At 65.3% G+C, this 17,091-nt stretch carries 19 protein-coding genes; 7 read left to right on the top strand and 12 right to left on the bottom strand.

What is annotated here, in order from left to right; genetic code table 11:
* Nucleotides 1–95: 95 nt before the first annotated feature.
* Nucleotides 96–2,243 (top strand): response regulator, encoded by a 2,148-nt coding sequence (locus KDD17_RS15885; RefSeq protein ID WP_212704551.1) that lies wholly within the window; start codon nucleotides 96–98, stop codon nucleotides 2,241–2,243.
* Here the strand turns inward: KDD17_RS15885 and yaaA are convergent.
* The 3 genes from yaaA to KDD17_RS15870 all read right to left on the bottom strand — a co-directional run bounded on the left by yaaA (nucleotide 2,228) and on the right by KDD17_RS15870 (nucleotide 5,472).
* Entirely contained in the window at nucleotides 2,228–3,007 is a 780-nt protein-coding gene (yaaA, locus tag KDD17_RS15880) for a peroxide stress protein YaaA (RefSeq protein WP_212704550.1), read from the bottom strand. The genes KDD17_RS15885 and yaaA overlap by 16 nt on opposite strands.
* Nucleotides 3,008–3,037: 30 nt before the next feature.
* Entirely contained in the window at nucleotides 3,038–5,080 is a 2,043-nt protein-coding gene (gene recQ / locus KDD17_RS15875; protein ID WP_212704549.1) for a DNA helicase RecQ, read from the bottom strand.
* A gap of 104 nt (nucleotides 5,081–5,184) precedes the next feature.
* A complete protein-coding gene (locus KDD17_RS15870; protein ID WP_212704548.1) occupies nucleotides 5,185–5,472 on the bottom strand; it encodes a YggT family protein in 288 nt (95 codons plus the stop codon).
* Nucleotides 5,473–5,598: 126 nt separating this feature from the next.
* Here KDD17_RS15870 and KDD17_RS15865 point away from each other — a divergent pair, with 126 nt between their 5' ends.
* Nucleotides 5,599–6,162: a thioesterase family protein gene (locus KDD17_RS15865; RefSeq protein ID WP_212704547.1), complete on the top strand. Its 564-nt coding sequence runs from the start codon at nucleotides 5,599–5,601 to the stop codon at nucleotides 6,160–6,162.
* On the opposite strand, the gene KDD17_RS15860 is transcribed toward KDD17_RS15865, so the two are convergent.
* Nucleotides 6,144–6,458 carry a BLUF domain-containing protein gene (locus KDD17_RS15860; RefSeq protein ID WP_212704546.1) on the bottom strand — a complete coding sequence of 105 codons (315 nt, stop codon included), beginning with the start codon at nucleotides 6,456–6,458 and terminating at the stop codon, nucleotides 6,144–6,146. The genes KDD17_RS15865 and KDD17_RS15860 overlap by 19 nt on opposite strands.
* Nucleotides 6,459–6,649: 191 nt before the next feature.
* Between KDD17_RS15860 and KDD17_RS15855 the strand changes: the two genes are divergently transcribed.
* The 4 genes from KDD17_RS15855 (at nucleotide 6,650) to KDD17_RS15840 (ending at nucleotide 10,509) form a co-directional block, all read left to right on the top strand.
* The gene (locus KDD17_RS15855; protein WP_212704545.1) at nucleotides 6,650–8,020 is read left to right on the top strand and encodes an MFS transporter; all 1,371 of its coding nucleotides are present in this window, start codon (nucleotides 6,650–6,652) and stop codon (nucleotides 8,018–8,020) included.
* Nucleotides 8,017–8,961 carry a penicillin-insensitive murein endopeptidase gene (gene mepA / locus KDD17_RS15850; RefSeq protein WP_212704544.1) on the top strand — a complete coding sequence of 315 codons (945 nt, stop codon included), beginning with the start codon at nucleotides 8,017–8,019 and terminating at the stop codon, nucleotides 8,959–8,961. The genes KDD17_RS15855 and mepA overlap by 4 nt, the downstream gene beginning before the upstream one ends.
* On the top strand, nucleotides 8,958–9,800 hold the full coding sequence (locus KDD17_RS15845) for an esterase-like activity of phytase family protein (RefSeq protein ID WP_212704543.1): 843 nt from the start codon (nucleotides 8,958–8,960) through the stop codon (nucleotides 9,798–9,800). Before mepA ends, KDD17_RS15845 begins: the two co-directional genes overlap by 4 nt.
* Nucleotides 9,801–9,891: 91 nt before the next feature.
* The gene (locus tag KDD17_RS15840; RefSeq protein WP_212704542.1) at nucleotides 9,892–10,509 is read left to right on the top strand and encodes a queuosine precursor transporter; all 618 of its coding nucleotides are present in this window, start codon (nucleotides 9,892–9,894) and stop codon (nucleotides 10,507–10,509) included.
* Nucleotides 10,510–10,781: 272 nt separating this feature from the next.
* On the opposite strand, the gene KDD17_RS15835 is transcribed toward KDD17_RS15840, so the two are convergent.
* Nucleotides 10,782–11,171 carry a SpoIIAA family protein gene (locus KDD17_RS15835; protein WP_212704541.1) on the bottom strand — a complete coding sequence of 130 codons (390 nt, stop codon included), beginning with the start codon at nucleotides 11,169–11,171 and terminating at the stop codon, nucleotides 10,782–10,784.
* A gap of 73 nt (nucleotides 11,172–11,244) precedes the next feature.
* Here KDD17_RS15835 and arfB point away from each other — a divergent pair, with 73 nt between their 5' ends.
* Nucleotides 11,245–11,664: an alternative ribosome rescue aminoacyl-tRNA hydrolase ArfB gene (gene arfB, locus KDD17_RS15830; protein WP_212704540.1), complete on the top strand. Its 420-nt coding sequence runs from the start codon at nucleotides 11,245–11,247 to the stop codon at nucleotides 11,662–11,664.
* Here the strand turns inward: arfB and cobF are convergent.
* Genes cobF through cbiE form a run of 7 tightly spaced genes read right to left on the bottom strand, consistent with a single transcriptional unit; the run spans nucleotide 11,661 to nucleotide 17,090 of the window.
* A complete protein-coding gene (gene cobF / locus KDD17_RS15825; protein WP_212704539.1) occupies nucleotides 11,661–12,407 on the bottom strand; it encodes a precorrin-6A synthase (deacetylating) in 747 nt (248 codons plus the stop codon). The two genes, arfB and cobF, sit on opposite strands and share 4 nt — an antisense overlap.
* Nucleotides 12,404–12,709 (bottom strand): DUF1636 domain-containing protein, encoded by a 306-nt coding sequence (locus tag KDD17_RS15820; protein WP_254796825.1) that lies wholly within the window; start codon nucleotides 12,707–12,709, stop codon nucleotides 12,404–12,406. Before KDD17_RS15820 ends, cobF begins: the two co-directional genes overlap by 4 nt.
* Nucleotides 12,706–13,431 (bottom strand): uroporphyrinogen-III C-methyltransferase, encoded by a 726-nt coding sequence (gene cobA, locus KDD17_RS15815; RefSeq protein ID WP_212704538.1) that lies wholly within the window; start codon nucleotides 13,429–13,431, stop codon nucleotides 12,706–12,708. The genes KDD17_RS15820 and cobA overlap by 4 nt, the downstream gene beginning before the upstream one ends.
* Nucleotides 13,428–14,756, bottom strand: a complete 1,329-nt coding sequence (locus KDD17_RS15810; RefSeq protein ID WP_212704537.1) for a cobyrinic acid a,c-diamide synthase CobB — start codon at nucleotides 14,754–14,756, stop codon at nucleotides 13,428–13,430. Before KDD17_RS15810 ends, cobA begins: the two co-directional genes overlap by 4 nt.
* A complete protein-coding gene (gene cobM, locus KDD17_RS15805) occupies nucleotides 14,753–15,535 on the bottom strand; it encodes a precorrin-4 C(11)-methyltransferase (protein ID WP_212704536.1) in 783 nt (260 codons plus the stop codon). The genes KDD17_RS15810 and cobM overlap by 4 nt, the downstream gene beginning before the upstream one ends.
* A complete protein-coding gene (locus KDD17_RS15800; RefSeq protein ID WP_254796824.1) occupies nucleotides 15,532–15,927 on the bottom strand; it encodes a cobalamin biosynthesis protein in 396 nt (131 codons plus the stop codon). The genes cobM and KDD17_RS15800 overlap by 4 nt, the downstream gene beginning before the upstream one ends.
* The gene (gene cbiE / locus KDD17_RS15795; protein ID WP_212704535.1) at nucleotides 15,909–17,090 is read right to left on the bottom strand and encodes a precorrin-6y C5,15-methyltransferase (decarboxylating) subunit CbiE; all 1,182 of its coding nucleotides are present in this window, start codon (nucleotides 17,088–17,090) and stop codon (nucleotides 15,909–15,911) included. The genes KDD17_RS15800 and cbiE overlap by 19 nt, the downstream gene beginning before the upstream one ends.
* Between the last annotated feature and the right edge of the window lies 1 nt (nucleotide 17,091).

The raw sequence follows: 17,091 nt of genomic DNA, 5'->3' as shown, positions 1-17,091 counted from the left end.
GCGAAGCCCCATTCGGGCAAGCGCCACGCGACTTAATCGCCTGTTTACTCTGGCCGGGCAAAAGGAAGGGGACGTCGCAGGAGGTAAGCCACGCAATGAGTCTGCAGCAAAAACTGACGCAGGAGCGGCGCGGCCGTCTTGCTGCGGAGCGGATGCTGGAACTCAAGAAAGCAGAGCTTTTTGCCGCCAATCGCAAGCTTGGCGGACGCACGCGCGAACTCTCCGATGAAATCGTCGATACCCGCGCATTGGTCGAATCGATCCGCGGCGAGAACCAAAAGGTTAAATCCGATCTCAGCGCCGCACAGGAGAAGATCGCGCTGGTCGAGCGCCGCCTGTGGCACTCCATCGAGACGATTCGCGACGGTTTCGCCTTCTTTGACAGCGACAATCACCTCATCATGGCAAACCAGTCCTATCTTGCGATCTTTGACGGGCTGGAAATGATCCGGCCCGGTGTGAACTACGTCACCATCCTTCAGGCGATGACCGACGAGGGCATCGTCGATCTGGGCGGGGAGGAGGCGACCAGCTGGCGGCGCCGTATGCTCGCCCGCTTTCAGGAGCGTAGCCCGCCATCGGAAGTGATTCAGCTGTGGAACGGCAACTATATCAAGCTGGTCGATCAGCGCGGGCCGGGCGGGGACATGGTCTCGCTTGGCCTCGATATCACCGAAAGCATCACCTACCAACGCGAGCTGAAGGCCGCGCAGGAAGCCGCCGAAGCCGCAAACCGCGCTAAATCGGCCTTCCTCGCCAACATGAGCCACGAGATCCGCACGCCGATGAACGGCGTCGTCGGCATGGCCGATCTGTTGCGCGACACCACGCTCGACGAAGAACAGCGCCTGTTCGTGCAGACGATCCGCAATTCCGGTGAGGCGCTGCTGGTCATCATCAACGACGTGCTCGACTACTCCAAGATCGAGGCGGGCAAGCTCGATCTCAATTCAGACCCCTTCGATCTGGAACGCGCCTGTCAGGAGGTCATTATGCTCCTGCAACCCATGGCCCGCGAAAAGGGGCTGGATCTGTTGCTGGACTACGATCTGTTCCTGCCCACGCGCATGTGCGGCGATGCGGGCCGCATCCGGCAGGTGCTGACGAACCTCATCGGCAACGCGGTAAAGTTCACCACCGAAGGGCACGTGATGGTGCGCATCACCGGCGTGACAAATCCGCAGACAGATACCATCGCCGTGCATGTGGCGGTCGAGGATACCGGCATCGGCATTCCCGCGCATATGACGCAGCATATCTTTGGCGAATTCAATCAGGTCGAAAACGAACGCAACCGCCAGTTTGACGGCACCGGCCTTGGCCTCGCGATCACGAAACGGCTTGTCGAGATGATGAAAGGCGAGATCTGGGTCACGTCCGAGGAGGGCGCGGGCTCCTGCTTTGGCTTCCGACTTGAGCTGGCGGCGGATGGCCCGCTCAACGTCACCTACCCCGAACTCCCCGAAGGGCTGCGCCGCGTGCTGATCGTCGACGACATCGCCGCCAACCGCGAGATCCTGAGCCGTCAGTTGGCGCAGCTGCGCATTGATGTCACCGGCGTCTGCGACAGCGCCGACGCGCTGGCCCTTGATCCCACCGACTACGACCTCATCCTGACCGAGCACAAGCTGCCGCATCTCGACGGTCTCGCACTCGCGGAGGCGTTTCACGACGCCGCGCCCGTGGTTTTGATCACCGCCAATCTTGCCGGGATCAAGGAGGATCTGCGCGCCGCCGCCCTGTCGCACGCCCTGCAAAAACCGCTGCCGCGTCAAGTGCTTTTCGATACGCTCGAACAACTCTCCCCGCGCGGACCCAGCAGCGCGCCCCCGCGGCGCATGCGCGTGCTGGCCGCCGAGGATAACCGCACCAACCAGCTTGTGTTCAGCAAGATGATCGCCGCCTATGATATCGAGCTTGAGATGGCCGCCAACGGTGCCGAAGCGGTTGAGCTGTACAAAACCTTCCGCCCCGATCTGGTGTTCATGGACATCTCGATGCCCGGTATGGATGGCAAACAGGCCACGCAGGAAATCCGCAAGATCGAACGTCAGACCGGAAAACACACCCCCATCGTCGCCATGACCGCGCACGCACTGCCCGACGACGACAAATCCATTCTAAAGGCCGGGCTGGATCACTACCTGACCAAACCGCTCAAACGCGATGAAATCCTCGATCACGTCCGCCGCGCCCGCCCCGAAGGCACCCGCGACCTCCTCCCCGCTCAGGAGGCCGGGTAGGGCCGCAGAAATACCGGCGCGTCAGGTTTTGACAGCTCCGGCGCATGGGCATAGCCGCCCAGATCGAATTCCAGCAGCCCCGCATCGCTGTCGATCCGGTTCTGCACGATAAACCGCGCCATCGCCCCCCGCGCGCGCTTGGCAAAAAAGCTCACGATGCGCGGGCCCTTGCCGTCGTCCTTGTCCTCCATGAACTGCGGCGTCACCACCCGCAGCTTCAGCGCCTTGAGATCGACCGCGCCAAAATACTCCTGGCTTGCGCAATTCACCAACGTCTCGCTGCCCGTGGCCTCGGCCTGCGCATTCAGCCCCTTGGCCAGTTCGCTGCCCCAATAGTCATACAGGTTCTTGCCCCGCCGGGTCTTCAGCTTGCTGCCCATCTCCAGCCGGTAGGGCTGGATCGCATCCAGCGGGCGCAGCAGCCCGTACAGCCCCGACAGGATCCGCAGATGATCCTGCGCAAACGCCATTTCGTCACCGTCCAGCGTCGCCGCCTCCAGACCCTGATAGGTATCACCCGCAAACGCGAGTGCTGCAGGGCGCGTCAGATCCGCAGACGGCTCCGCCTCATAGGCCTTGAACCGATCCCGGTTCAGTCGCGCCAGATCATCGCTCAACCCCATCAGCGATTTCAGATCCCCCAGCGTGAGGTTGCGCGCCGTGCGGGTCAGACGCATCGCGTCCTCGGCGTAGGCGGGCGCGGTCGTCTCGACCGAACGCTCGGCCCAGTCGAGCCGTTTTGCGGGGGAAATCACGACGAGCATGGGGGGTCTCCTGTGGCTGTTGCGCTCTACCTAGTCCTCGGCGCGCAGCACGTCCAGAAAGGCCGCGCCAAATCGTTCCGCGTGCTTTTCGCCCAGCACCCGCTCCAACGCGCCCGCATCGGCACCGCGCAGTTGCGCCACCTTCGCCAGCTGCGAGGCAGTGCAGCTCAGCAACCGGTCCGTACCCATCGGCCCGCGCGACAGCTCCTGCTGCGCGGCCATCAGCTGATCGTAGACGGCGCCTGCGTCGCGCCCCGCCAGCTTGCGCCGCTGCGGGTGCATCTCTTCGGACGCGCCGTTGATGACGTCCAGAAACGCGCGCCCGTATTTCTCAAGCTTCTTTGCCCCAACGCCGCCAACCCCCGCCATATCGTCCAGCGTGGCCGGGCGCCGCTCGGCCATCTCGATCAGCGTGCGGTCGGTAAAGATCACGTAGGCCGGCACTTTGGCCGCCTCCGCCAGACCGCGCCGCTTGGCCTTGAGAGCCGAGAGCAATGGCGCGTCCTCCTCGCTCACCATCGCCTTGACCGCCGGGCGCCGCACCGCCGCCGCCTTGATCGTGTCGCGCCGCAGCGTGATCGACGTCTCATCGCGCAGGATCGGCAATGCCGCATCGGTCATGCGCAATGCGCCGTGGCGTTCGGGATCGGGACGCACCAGATCATGCCCCATCATCTGCCGGAAAATCGCCTGCCACTGCGGCTTGGAATATTCCTTGCCGACGCCATAGGTCGGCAGCCCGTCGTGCCCCCGCTGACGGATCTTGTCCGTATCGGCGCCCAGCAGAATATCGATCAGATGCCCCGCGCCAAACCATTCCTCGGTGCGCAGCATCGCCGACAAAGCCTTGCGCACCGCCGTGGTGCCGTCAAACGTATCGGCGGGGGTGTCGCACAGATCGCAGTTGCCGCAGGTGATCTCCGTCTCGCCGAAATAGCCCAACAGGCTCTGCCGCCGACAGTTCAGTGCCTCCGCCAGCCCCAGCAAGGCATTGAGCCGCCCGTGATCCGCCGCCCGCCGCTCGGACGGGGCAAGCCCCTCGTCGATCTGGTTGCGCCGCAGGCGAATGTCCTCGGGACCGTACAGCGTCAACGTCTCGGCGGGTGCGCCGTCGCGGCCCGCGCGGCCGATTTCCTGATAATAGGCCTCGATGCTCTTGGGCAGATCGGCATGCGCGACCCAGCGAATGTCTGGCTTGTCGACGCCCATGCCGAACGCCACCGTGGCGCAGACGATCAACCCGTCCTCGCGTTGAAACCGTGTCTCGGCGATGCGCCGATCCTCCGGATCCATGCCGCCGTGATAGTGGATCGCGGTCTGCCCCGCCTCGTTGAGCGCGCGGCTCAGCCCTTCGGTCTTGGCCCGCGTGCCACAATAGACGATCCCCGATTGCCCGCGCCGCGCGGCGGCAAAGTTCAGGATCTGCGCCCGCGGAGCGTTCTTGGCCGCAAACATCAGATGAATGTTGGGCCGGTCAAAGCCGCGTAGAAAGGCCCGCGGCGCCTGCCCGTCAAACAGTTTTTGCACGATCTCGGCCTGCGTCTCCGCATCCGCCGTGGCGGTGAACGCCGCCAATGGCACGTCAAGCGTGCGCCGCAGCTCGCCGATGCGCAGGTAATCGGGGCGGAAATCATGGCCCCACTGGCTCACGCAATGCGCCTCATCCACGGCAATCAGCCGCACCCCCACGCGCCGCAACATCCCCATCGCCGCCCCCGAGGCGAGCCGTTCGGGCGCCATGTACAACAGCTTCAGCGTGCCCGCCTCCAGCCCCTCCCACACGGCATCCGTCTCCTCGGGCGTGTTGCCAGAGGTCAGTGCGCCCGCGCCCACGCCCACTTCCTGCAAGGCCCGCACCTGATCGCGCATCAACGCAATCAACGGTGAGATTACCACCGTGACCCCCTCCCGCATCAAGGCAGGCAATTGAAAGCACAGGGATTTTCCACCCCCCGTTGGCATGATCGCCAGCACGTTCTCGCCTGCGGTCACGGCTTGCACGATCTCTTCCTGCCCGGGGCGGAAGCCATCAAATCCAAAGATATCTTTCAGCAGCGCGTCGGCGGCGGGCATGGGCAAACCTGTCAGGAAATCAGTTGCCGCAAGAATCCCACATCACCGGCACAGGGGCAACACCCCCCTGCACCCTTTCCAAAATACCTCTGCACACCGCCTGCCTAAAAGAACGCCGCCGCGTTATTCTGCAAAACGATCCGCGCGATCGCCACACCGATCAGCACGACAAGCGGCGCCAGATCGAGGCCGCCCATGTTCGGCAGCACGCGGCGGATCGGGGCATAGATCGGTTCCAGCAGCCGATTGATGCCGGTCCAGATCTGCGCGACCAGCGGCTGGCGCAGGTTGAGCACCTGAAAATTGATGAGCCATGACATCACCACATGCGCAATGATGAAAAACCACAGGATATCGAGCAGCAGCATCAGGATCTGGTAAATCGACGTCATCGGGCGGGCTCCTCGCGCATGTCCGCCTTTGAGATAGGCAAGACGCCCGCAAAGGACAAGAGTGCCGCAAGGTCCATGGTTGACGCCGCCTCCCCGCAAGGCATCTGAGGGCAAAGGAGTTTGCCCATGTTCCCATTCGCGCGCCTCGCCAAGGATATGTTTCTCGCCAGTCGCCAGCCGCGCCTCGCGTCCCTGACCGACACCCATATCTCGCGCCACATCTGCTGGCCGCAGGATCTTGATGCGTTCCTCGAGATGAACAATGGCCGCACGCTCACCCTCTACGATCTGGGGCGCATCGGGCTGGCGCAACGCAGCGGGCTGATCGGCGTGCTGCGGCGCGAACGTTGGGCGCTCACGATGGCCGGTTCACACGTGCGCTTTCGCCGCCGCATCCACTGCTTTGAGGCGTTCGAGATGCGCAGCCGCGCGGTCTGCTGGGACGACCGCTTTACCTACATCGAGCAATCCATGTGGAAACGCGACGGGGAATGCGCCAGCCACGTACTATACCGCGCGGCGGTGACGGATCGTAACGGTATCGTGGCGCCGCCCCGTGTGCTCGCGGCACTTGGGCAAGAGGTACAAAGCCCGCCCGTGCCCGATTGGATCGACGCCTGGCGCCGCGCCGATGCCACCCGCCCATGGCCGCCGATGCAGGACGCGCCCGATCATGCGTCCATCGCCTGAACCGCCTCCGAAAAATCAAGCGCGTCGACCATGCGCAGCGACCAATCCTCGAACCGGCGATCCGAAATTTCTTTCTGCCCCAAAACCTTGAAGCCCGCATGCCGCTGATCCGCCCGGATGACGGAGACAAGATCGGTTACCGTCTCTTCCTCGCCCTCCAGGATCTGGCAAAAATTGCGGCCGTTATAGGCCAGCATGCCCGTCACCCCCCGCGCCGCATTGCGCGCGGCAGACGCGGCGACCAGATCGCTCATATCCGCGCGCGACATCGCGCCGGTGGCTGTGCTGAAATACATTACCCTGATCACGGCTAACCTCCGCAGTTTTCGCGCCCTTATGCACTCTCAGGTTGAAGCGCGCACCTTCGCTCAGCCAATAAGTGCACAATAATGCTTGCCCTGTCAACAATATGTGCACCCATGATTTAACCGCGCTTGCCAGATCCCGGTCCGGCTGCTCTACGTTTCTCAACGGGGAGAGCATAACAATGGCACAATCATCGCCGCGCGCGCGCATCTGGGGCTGGTACTTCTTTGACTGGGCCAGCCAACCCTACAACACGCTGATGCTCACCTTCATCTTCGGGCCCTATTTCGCCGCCACGCTCTCGACCAATCTGATCGACAGCGGGATGGCGCCCGCCGCCGCCCGCGCGCAGGCTCAGGCCGCGTGGGGCTGGGGGCTGGCCATCGCGGGCCTGTGCATCGCCGTGCTCGCACCGATCCTTGGCGCCATCGCGGACAATTCGGGGCGCAAGCTGCCGTGGATCTGGGGTTTCTCCGCGCTCTACGTCATCGGCTCGGCGGCTTTGTGGTGGACCGCGCCACAGGCGTTTTCGGTCCCCTGGGCGCTGTTCTTCTTTGGCATCGGCCTCATCGGGATGGAGTTCGCGACGATCTTCACCAACGCCTACCTGCCCGAGCTGCATGATAACCCGGACGAGCTGGGGCGCATTTCCGGCTCCGGCTGGGCCTTCGGCTATGTCGGTGGACTTGTGGCGCTGGCGCTGATGCTGGCGCTGTTTCAGGCGACGGGCAACGGGCGCACCATGGCGGGGCTGACCCCGCTCTTCGGTCTCGATCCCGCGACCAAGGCGGATACCCGCATCGTCGGCCCACTCGCCGCGATTTGGTTCATCGTCTTCATGATCCCGTTCTTCCTGACGGCCCGCGATACCCCCACCGGCGCCGCGCGCGTTCGGATCGGTGCCAGCATGCGCGATCTGATGCGCACGCTGCGCGGCCTGCCCCGGCATCCCTCCCTGCTGGCCTATCTCGGCTCGTCGATGTTCTACCGTGACGCGCTCAATGGGGTGTATACCTTCGGCGGCGTCTACGCGACGGGGGTGCTGGGCTGGTCGATCACGCAGATCGGCATCTTTGGCATCCTCACGCTGATCTCCGGCGCATTCTTCTGCTGGATCGCGGGGCGGGTCGACCGCCGCACCGGCCCCATGCCGGTCATCGTCTTTTGCAACGTGGCGCTGATCCTCGTGTCGCTGCTGGTCGTCTCGGTCAGCCCCACGTCGGTGTTCTTCGTGCCCGTGCCCGATGGCTCGGCGCTGCCCGACATCGCGTTCTTCTTTGCCGGTGCCGTGATCGGCGGCGCGGGCGGCGCGCTGCAGGCGTCGTCGCGCAACATGATGACCCGTCAGGCCAACCCCGCCCGCATGACCGAAGCCTTCGGCCTCTACGCGCTCTCGGGGAAGGCCACGTCGTTTATCGCGCCCGCGCTCATCGCCTTGACCACGCAAATGACCGGTAGCCAACAATTGGGCGTGACCCCCATCGTGGGGCTGTTCATCATCGGTTTGATCCTGTTAGCATGGGTGAAACCCAAAGGGGATTTCAGCACATGATCTTGAAGAATATCCTGTCCGTTGCCGCCCTCACCCTGATCGTGGCCAGCTGCGGCAACAGCCGTGACATCAGCGGCGCACCGGCCCAGAAACCCGATCTGCCCACCATAGGGGAGCTTGCGGGCCCGCTCGCCAATGTCGAGGCGAAAAAGCTGTTCGGCACCAAATCCTCCAGCGCCAACCTGTCGCCCGACCCCTTCGGCAGCTACGCAAAGGGCTGTCTGGCCGGCGGCGTCGAACTCCCCGAAAGCGGGCCGACCTGGCAGGCCATGCGCCTGTCACGCGGGCGCAACTGGGGCCACCCCGAAATGATCGACATGGTCAAGAAACTCAGCCAGTTCGCCGCGCAGCAACCCGGCTGGAACGGCCTTTACGTGGGCGATATCAGCCAGCCGCGCGGTGGCCCGATGCTGACCGGTCACCGCAGTCACCAGATCGGGCTGGATGCCGATATCTGGATGCTGCCACCCACATCGCTCAGCCTGACGCGCCAACAGCGCGAGAATATCTCGTCGATCTCCACCCGCCGGGCCAATGGCGCCTATGTCAACAACGCCTGGACCCGCTCACACCACGAAATCCTCAAGGCAGCGGCCAAGGATCCGCGCACCGCGCGCATCTTTGTGTTTCCCGGTGCCAAGGTTCAGATGTGCGACGATGAAACAGGCGATCGCAGCTATCTGCGCAAGATCCGGCCGTGGTACGGCCACCACTACCATTTCCACGTACGGCTGAAGTGCCCTGCCGGCGCGTCGGGCTGCCGCGATCAGAACCCGCCACCCGCCGGGGATGGCTGCGCCGATGCCCGCCAATGGCAGGCCAACATCCTCAACCCGCCCAAGCCCGATCCGAATGCCAAGCCCGTCGTGCGCAAACCCCGGCGCGAGCTGCGGCTGGCCGATCTGCCCGTGCAGTGCAAAGCGGTGCTTGACGCCGGGTGAAAACGCTCCTGGCGCTGATCTGTGTTCTGGCGGCGACCACCGCCAGCGCCGAACCGCGGCTGCGGTTTGACGGGGCGCTGCCCTGGCGCGGATCCAACGACTGGTTCGGCGGCTGGTCGGGGATCGAAGTGCAGGAGAGCGGCACCCGCGCGATCATCATCGGAGATCGGGGCCACCTGCTGAGCGTCGACATGCAGCGCCAATCCGGCGCGCTGCGTGGCCTCACCATTACCCGCAGCACCGATATCGGCGCGGGCCTGCCCAAGAAGTCCACCGATGCCGAGGGCCTTGCCATCGGCGCGGACGGTACTGCCTATGTCTCGTTCGAGCATCGCCACCGCGTCAGCCAGATGGATATTGTCCAAGGCACGCTTGGCCAGCAATGGCCCCTGCCCTTCCCGGTCGAGGACAACGCGGGCGTTGAGGCGCTGGCGATTGATCCCGACGGCACGCTCTACGCCGTGGCCGAGGCGCCCCCCAAAGGCGCCGCGCACTTCCCGCTCTACGCGCTCGACGGTTTTGCCTGGCGCCTCACGGCCAAAATCCCGCAACGCGGCCCCTTCCGCCCCGTCGGTGCGGATTTCGACGACCAAGGCCGCTATTGGCTGCTGGAGCGCGCCGCGACCCCGCTCGGTTTTCGCAGCCGCATCCGCATGTTCACGCTCGCCCCCGCACGCGAAAGCGTCCTGCTCACCACGCCGCCCTCGCGGTTCGACAACCTCGAAGGCATCAGCCTTTGGCGCGATCCGGCGGGGCACCTCAGGCTGACCATGATCTCCGACGACAACTTCCTGCGCATCCAGCGCACCCAACTCGTCGAGTACACGGTCGAGGAATAGCTTGCACCCGGCGCCCAGCCGTCCTATTGCCCGCCCGTCCGCGATCCCCGCGGGCCAAGTCGCCGCACCCTTGCAAAAAACGGTTATCAACATGACACGCACCCACCTCCCCGGCATTCTTGCCATGGCCGCCATCGTCGTGGCCTCCAATATCCTCGTCCAGTTCCTCTACGGTGATTGGCTGACCTACGGCGCCTTCACCTATCCGCTCGCCTTCCTCGTCACCGATGTGATGAACCGCGTCTACGGCGCGTCCGCCGCGCGCCGCGTCGTCCTGGTGGGCTTTGTCGTGGGTATCGCCTGTTCGCTCATCGGCACGCAGATCATGGGCGAATTCGGCCCGCTGGTGACCGTACGCATCGCCGTGGGCTCGGGTCTTGCCTTCCTCGTGGCGCAACTGCTCGACGTGGGCATCTTCGCCGCCCTGCGCGGGGGCAGCTGGTGGCGCGCGCCACTGGTCTCGACCCTGATCGGCAGCACGGTGGACACGGCGATCTTTTTCTCCATCGCCTTCTCGGGTGCGCTGTCGTTCATCCACCCCGCCACCGATGTCAGCTGGGCGTCCGAGGTCATCCCGCTGTTGGGCGCAGGCCCCATGGCCCCGCTCTGGGTCTCGCTTGCGGTGGCCGACTGGGGCGTGAAACTCACGCTCGCGCTGATCGCGCTCATCCCCTTCCGTCTGATCACCGCGCGGCTGCGTGCCGCCTGATTGGGCATCGGTACAGGAAATCACACAGCCGCCCGTAAAAAACGCTTTGCGGGGGCACAAGCTGTGCCACGCTGAAGGTGATTTCAACAACGGTAAAGGAGGTGATCTAGTGTCAAGAACGGTACTGGAGAGAGGTGTCGGAACAGCGTTGGAGGTCGTCTGCTAGGGCAGCCCTTAGCCGATGAACAACAACGTGGACGTGGTCTAACCGACCCGCCTCCTATACAATTCGATTGGGCCGCTCCGACATCCGGAGCGGCCCTTTTCGCATCTCACTTCGCGACAGCTTCGGCGCCCAGTTCGCGCCACGCAGCCTCTTCGGTGTCGAATGTCTCTGCCTCGACGGGGATGAGGTGGTCCATGATCTCGATCATCCGCTCAGCCCGCTCGGGGGCGCCGACAACGATGTAGCGCCCGACATTGCTGACCGAGCGGAACCGCGACTTCACCGATTCCCAACTCAGGCTCGCGCCGGTCTCTGCGCCCTCGTAGCGGTCAAAGATCATCAGCATGTCCACCTTGCCCTCGTGGCTGTCAAAGATGCCGTTCATGTGATCGGCCATCCCGGCCATATCCTCGCGGCTGACCTCGGCGGTGATGCGAAAGGCGAACAGATCGTCGCGGGTGGTGGGGATCTGGATGATCGACGGGCAGGTGAACATGGCCGGGGCTCCTATAGGGGTTGTCACCATAACGCCCCTTCACCCCCGCGCGTTCCGCGCTATTGTTGCGCTCATGCTGCATGTCACCGACAAGATCACGATCCAGGATTGGGAAATCACCGAGAATTTCGTGCGCGCTTCCGGCCCCGGTGGTCAGAACGTGAACAAGGTCTCCTCGGCGGTCGAACTGCGGTTCGAGGCGGAAACCTCCCCCTCCCTGCCGCCGCCCGTGAAAAACCGTCTGCGCCGTCTGGCCGGGCGCCGCTGGACAAAGGAAGGCGCGCTGGTGCTGCAATGCGACGAGACCCGCAGCCAGGCCCGCAACCGCGAGATCGCGCGGGACCGTCTGAAGGATCTGATCGCCGAAGCCGTCAAACCGCCCAAGCGCCGCATCGCGACCCGCCCCACCCTCGGCTCGAAAAAACGCCGCCTCAAGGCCAAGAAAGTGCGCGGAGAGGTCAAGGCCCTGCGCGGCCGTGTCGATCCGGACTAAGTCCGCCGCATCAGATAAACATCCATGATCCACCCGTGCGCAGCCCGCGCGCGCAGCCGCGCGTCCATGATCTCATCCGCGACCTCGGCCAGCGGCCCTTCGATGATGATCTGCTCTTTCATGCCCACATAGGCGCCCCACCAGATGTGCACGCCCGTGGCATCAATCTCGCGAAAGGCGCCGCCCGCGTCCAGCATCACCACCACGGTATCGACGCCCGGCGGCCAGCCCTCATCGCGCAGACGACGCCCCGTGGTCACCGTGAACGGCGCGCCGATTTCGTTGAGCACCGTCGCATGGGCCGCCGTCAGCGCGTGCACCGAGGTGACGCCGGGGATGACCTCGATGCTCGGTTGCGGCTCCAGCCGCGCGGCGATCCGCAGCGTGCTGTCATAGAGCGACGGGTCCCCCCAGACGAGCAGCCCCACACGCCGCGCGCCACCGTGCGCCAGAATGGTCGCCTGCCAGACGGCGGCAATCGCGTCGTGCCAATCGTCGACGCGCTGACGGTAATCCAGCGTCGCCTCGTTGCGCACCGGCAGATCGAATTCGACGATGCGCGTCGTATCGCTGGTAAGTACTTCGTCACAGATCGCGCGGCGCAGCCCGGCCAGATCATCCTTGCCGGCTCCCTTATGCGGGATCAGGATCAGATCCTGCGCATTCATCGCGCGGATCGCCTGCAGTGTCAGATGCTCGGGGTTACCCGTCCCGATCCCGATCAGCGTCAGATGAAAGCTCATGCCGGGATCCGCGCCAGCGCCTTGTGCCGCAGCCCGCCTAAAATCCGCGCATCCGCGAACGTCCCGTCGGAGGAGGCCACGTAGCTTTCGATGAAACGCCGCAGGTCGGGCACGTCGTCCTCGGTAATCTCCCCGAACAGGTAGGCGACCTTGCCCGGCGCGCGAAAGGCGACCGTCTGCGCGCGCGCGCAGCCCGACATGCAGTCGACCCCGCGCACCTCGACCTCCGGCAGCGCGTCGCGCAGATGTGCGGCAAGTGTATGACTAGTTGGTGCACAGGTTGTGCACACGTTGAGCATCATGTTTCCGGCTCCGCCAACGGCCCGTAGAAGATCAGCGCCGGCGTGCTGGTCTCAAGCGTTTGCAGATGCGCCGCGAGGCTTTGGATTGTGTAGCGCTCCAACCGCTCGGCGGGGGTCGATACCGCCTCCGCCAGCATCGCGGGCGTATCGCCCGGCAGCCCGTGCTCTATCAGCCGCGCGGCCAGCCCGGCAAAGGTACGTTTGCCCATATAGACCACCGTGGTCGCCAGCGGATCAGCCAGCGCGGCCATGTTCACATCGGGCGGCAAATCGCCCGTCACATCCGCCCCGGTGATGAACTGCACCCGCCGCGCGGTCAGCCTGCGTGTCAGCGGTATCCCGGCCGCCGCCGCCGCCGCCGAGGCCGCTGTCACGCCCGGCACGATCTCGAACGGCACGCCCACCGCGCGCAGCGCCGTGATCTCTTCCTCCAGCCGGCCAAACATGCCGCTATCCCCGGATTTCAGCCGTACAACCCGTAGGTTAGCCTGCGCATACTCGACCAGAACACGACTCACATGGTCCTGTTTCGGCGAGGGCCGTCCGGCCCGTTTGCCCACGCCAATAAGGTCCGCGTCGGGCCGCGCGTGGCTCAGGATCGGGCCCGATGACAGGTCGTCAAACAGCACCACATCCGCCTCCTCCAACCGCTTCACGGCCTTCACCGTCAGCAGCTCCGGATCGCCCGGACCGGAGGACACGAACGAGACAAAACCGCTCACGATCCGCTCTCCGCGATGAGGTGAAAGAACGTGCCCGACACGCGCCCCCCGCCGGGCATATCGCGGTATGTGCCGGTTTCCGGGACGGTCAGCCCGTTGCTGTCGGTGATCTGCGCCAGCGGGGTGTCCGGCTCCGCAAGGATGGTCGCATAGTGGAACTCATGCCCGCGCAACCGCGCCCCGGCAGCCGCCCCCGGAATGTCTGCGGTGATCAGGGCCGACCGGTAGCCAAGGTGGAATTTCCGTTTGGCAAAAGAGGTCTCAACCCCCAGTAATCCCGCCATTTTATGACGCGTTCCGTCCTTGTCGACCAGCCCCGCACCCAGCGCCATATAGCCGCCGCACTCCCCGTGCACGGGCTTCGTCTCGGCAAACTCAGCAAGTCCCGTGCGCCATGTCTCCGCCGCCGCCAACGTGCCCGCGTGCAGCTCTGGATAGCCACCGGGGATCCAGCAGATATCGGCGCTTGGGTCCGGCGCTTCGTCGCGCAGCGGTGAGAACGGCAAAATCTCTGCCCCCGCCGCGCGCCAGCCCGCCAGCAGATGCGGATAGACAAAGGCAAAGGCGTTGTCCTGCGCCAGGGCGATCCGCTGTGCCGGGGGGGTGACCGATGCTGCGGCCACAACAGTGCCCCCACCGCCCCGCGCGGCAGCTTGCAGCGCGTCCAGATCGACGTGTTCAGCCACAAACTCAGCCGCATCCGACAGCAATTGTGGCAGGTTCTCCTGCTCGCCCGCCTGCACCAATCCCAGATGCCGCTCGGGCAATTCCAGATCCTTGCGACGCGGCAGAACGCCCAGCACCTCGATCCCCAAGGCCTGCATCCCCACACGGATCAGCGCCTCGTGCCGGGGGGAGGCGACACGGTTCAGGACCACCCCCGCCAGCGCCACATCCTCGCGCATCCGCGCGAACCCCAGCGCCGTGGCGGCCACTGATTGCGCCGCACCCGAGGCGTCGAGCACCAGCACCACCGGCCAGCCCATCATCGCGGCTATGTCGGCGCTGGCCCCGTTGCCGCATTCGCCGGGCACCGCGACCCCGTCGAACAGCCCCATCGACCCTTCGGCGAGGATCAGATCCGCCCCCGCCGCATTGCCCACCATCCCGTCAATGCGCGCGCGCCCCATCGACCAGCTGTCGACGTTAAACGACGCGCGCCCCGAGGCCGCCGTGTGGAACGCGGGGTCGATGTAGTCCGGCCCGCTCTTGAACGGTTGCACGGTGACGCCGCGCGCGCGCAGTGCGGCCAAAAGACCCAGCATCAGGGTCGTTTTTCCGGTCCCCGACGCAGGGGCGGAGATCATGAGGCCGGGTGGGATCATGTCTCCTCCGGAAATCTGGGAGCAGTACCGACGGGGCGGAAGCGGCGGTCGTAATCCCCTGCGTAGAGCCTGCTTTCGTCAAAATCCTGCGCACCGATCGCGTGACCCACAAGGATGAGCGCGGTGCGTTGCATCTCGTCACCGATAGCCGTTTGCAGGGTGCCCAGCGTGGCGCGTACCACGCGCTCATCCGGCCAGCTTGCCCGCCAGACCACGGCCACGGGGCAATCGGCACCGTAGTGGGGCGTCAGCTCGTCCACGACCCGCGCCAACACATGCACCGACAGGTGGATCGCCAGCGTCGCGCCCGTGGCGGCAAAATTCGCGAGCGTCTCCCCCTCTGGCATCGCTGTTGCGCGCCCCGAGGTCCGCGTCAGCACGACGGATTGCACCACACCCGGCAGCGTCAGTTCGGACGCCAGCGTGGCGGCGGCGGCGGCAAAGCTCGGCACGCCGGGGGTCACATCGTAGGGGATGCCAAGATCGCGCAGGCGGCGCAGCTGCTCGCCCATCGCCGACCAGATTGACAGATCGCCCGAATGGATACGCGCGACGTCGTGACCGGCGGTGTGGGCGGCGGCGATCTCTTCCATGATCTCATCCAGCGAGAGCCGCGCGGTATTGATGATGCGCGCGCCCTCGGGGCAATGATCCAAAATTCCCTCGGGCACCAAAGAACCCGCATAGAGACACACCGGGCAGGCCGCGATCAGGTCGCGCCCGCGCAACGTAATCAGATCGGCCGCTCCGGGGCCCGCACCAATGAAATGAACCGTCATAGATCGCCTTTCAGCGCGGCAATCGCCGCCGTTGCCATACCATCGCCGGAGACGACCCGCGCCGCAAGCAGCTCTGCCCCCGGGCCCGCCGTCACCAGCGCCGCCGCCTCAGACAGGCTGCCGGTGCCAAACCGGTCGAGGATGCGTTGCGATTGCGTGGGCGTGATCATCTGCGCGATATCTTCCTGCCGCACGCCAAGACCCGGCAATCTCATCAATGTGGAGAGTTCGCGGAACACAGGCGCGCGGGATTTGGCGCTTTCGGTCGCAAGCGCTTGCGGCGCCGGATGGCCCGCAGCCGCAAGCGCCCGCTCAAGCACATCCTGCAAGGAGGCCAGCGCCGCGCCACCGCGAAATCCAAAGCCGACGACGATCACAGTGTCACGCTCCATTGCACGATGGGTCGCGCCGCGCGCCAGCCGCGCAGCGGGCCGAGGGGTTCGGCCTGCGCGATCTCGACCCGCATGAGGTCGCCGCCTTTGGTGGCGTGCATCTGTGTCAGCAGGGCTTCGGTCTCCAGCGTGACGGCATTGATGACAAGGCGCGTGCCGGGAGAAAGGCGCGCGAAAAGCGTCTCTAACAATGGTAGTTTTGCACCGCCGCCGACGAACACCGCCTGCGGCGGATCCAGCGTTTCTATCGCCTGCGACGCGTTCCCTTCGACGGCCTGCATCAGGTGGTCGAGGCCAAAGTCGGCAATGTTCTGACGGATGTTGGCGACCCGCGACGCGTGCTGTTCAATCGCGATGGCACGCCCCCCCGCAAGGCACCATTCCACCGCAATAGAGCCTGATCCGGCGCCAATATCCCACAACAGCTCTCCGCCGCGCGGGGCCAGCGCGCTGAGGGTCAAGGCGCGCACGGGGCGTTTGGTGATCTGCCCGTCGCTCGCGAACAGCGCGTCCGGCAGGCCGCTGCCGCGCGGCAGGCCCGCGTCTTTGGGCAGGGTAACCGCGGCGGCCACGGGCGTGGCGATGTCCTCAAGACCAAAGGCATCAGCGGGAGCGGTGCGGACACGGGCATGAGGACCACCAATACGCTCTAACACGGTGATCTCGGCGGCGCCCGCGCCGATCTCTGTCAGCCATGCGGCCAGTTCGGCAGGCGCCGCGCTGTCGCGCAGGGTACACAGAAACCGCGCGTTTGGCGCCAGAACGCGGCGCAGACGGGCGTAGGGGGCGGCGTGCAGGCCGTGGCAGGTGATTTCCTCCATCCGCCAGCCGAGTGTCGCGGCGGCAAGCGAAAAGACAGACGGAGCGGAAAAGCACTGCCACTCCCCCGGTGTGAGATCACGGACCAGCGATCCACCGGCCCCGTGCCAGAACGGATCGCCTGACGCGAGCACGGCGACGCGGCGCCCCCGCGCGGCCAACACGGGCGCGGTTGAGAATGGCACGGGCCACGGCTGCCCCCGCGCGCCCACATCGGCCAGCGCAAGGTGGCGCGGCCCGCCGAACACCACCTCGGCTGCATCCAGTGCGGCGCGGCTTGCGGGGGGCAGCGCGTCAAGGCTATCCTCGCCCAAACCGATGATGCTGAGCCAGGGGTCAGACACG

This window comes from Sulfitobacter albidus (assembly GCF_018200035.1).
Lineage (GTDB): Bacteria > Pseudomonadota > Alphaproteobacteria > Rhodobacterales > Rhodobacteraceae > Sulfitobacter > Sulfitobacter albidus.
The sequence above is the reverse complement of the archived record's forward strand: the minus strand, read 5'-3'. Positions and strand labels throughout refer to the sequence as shown.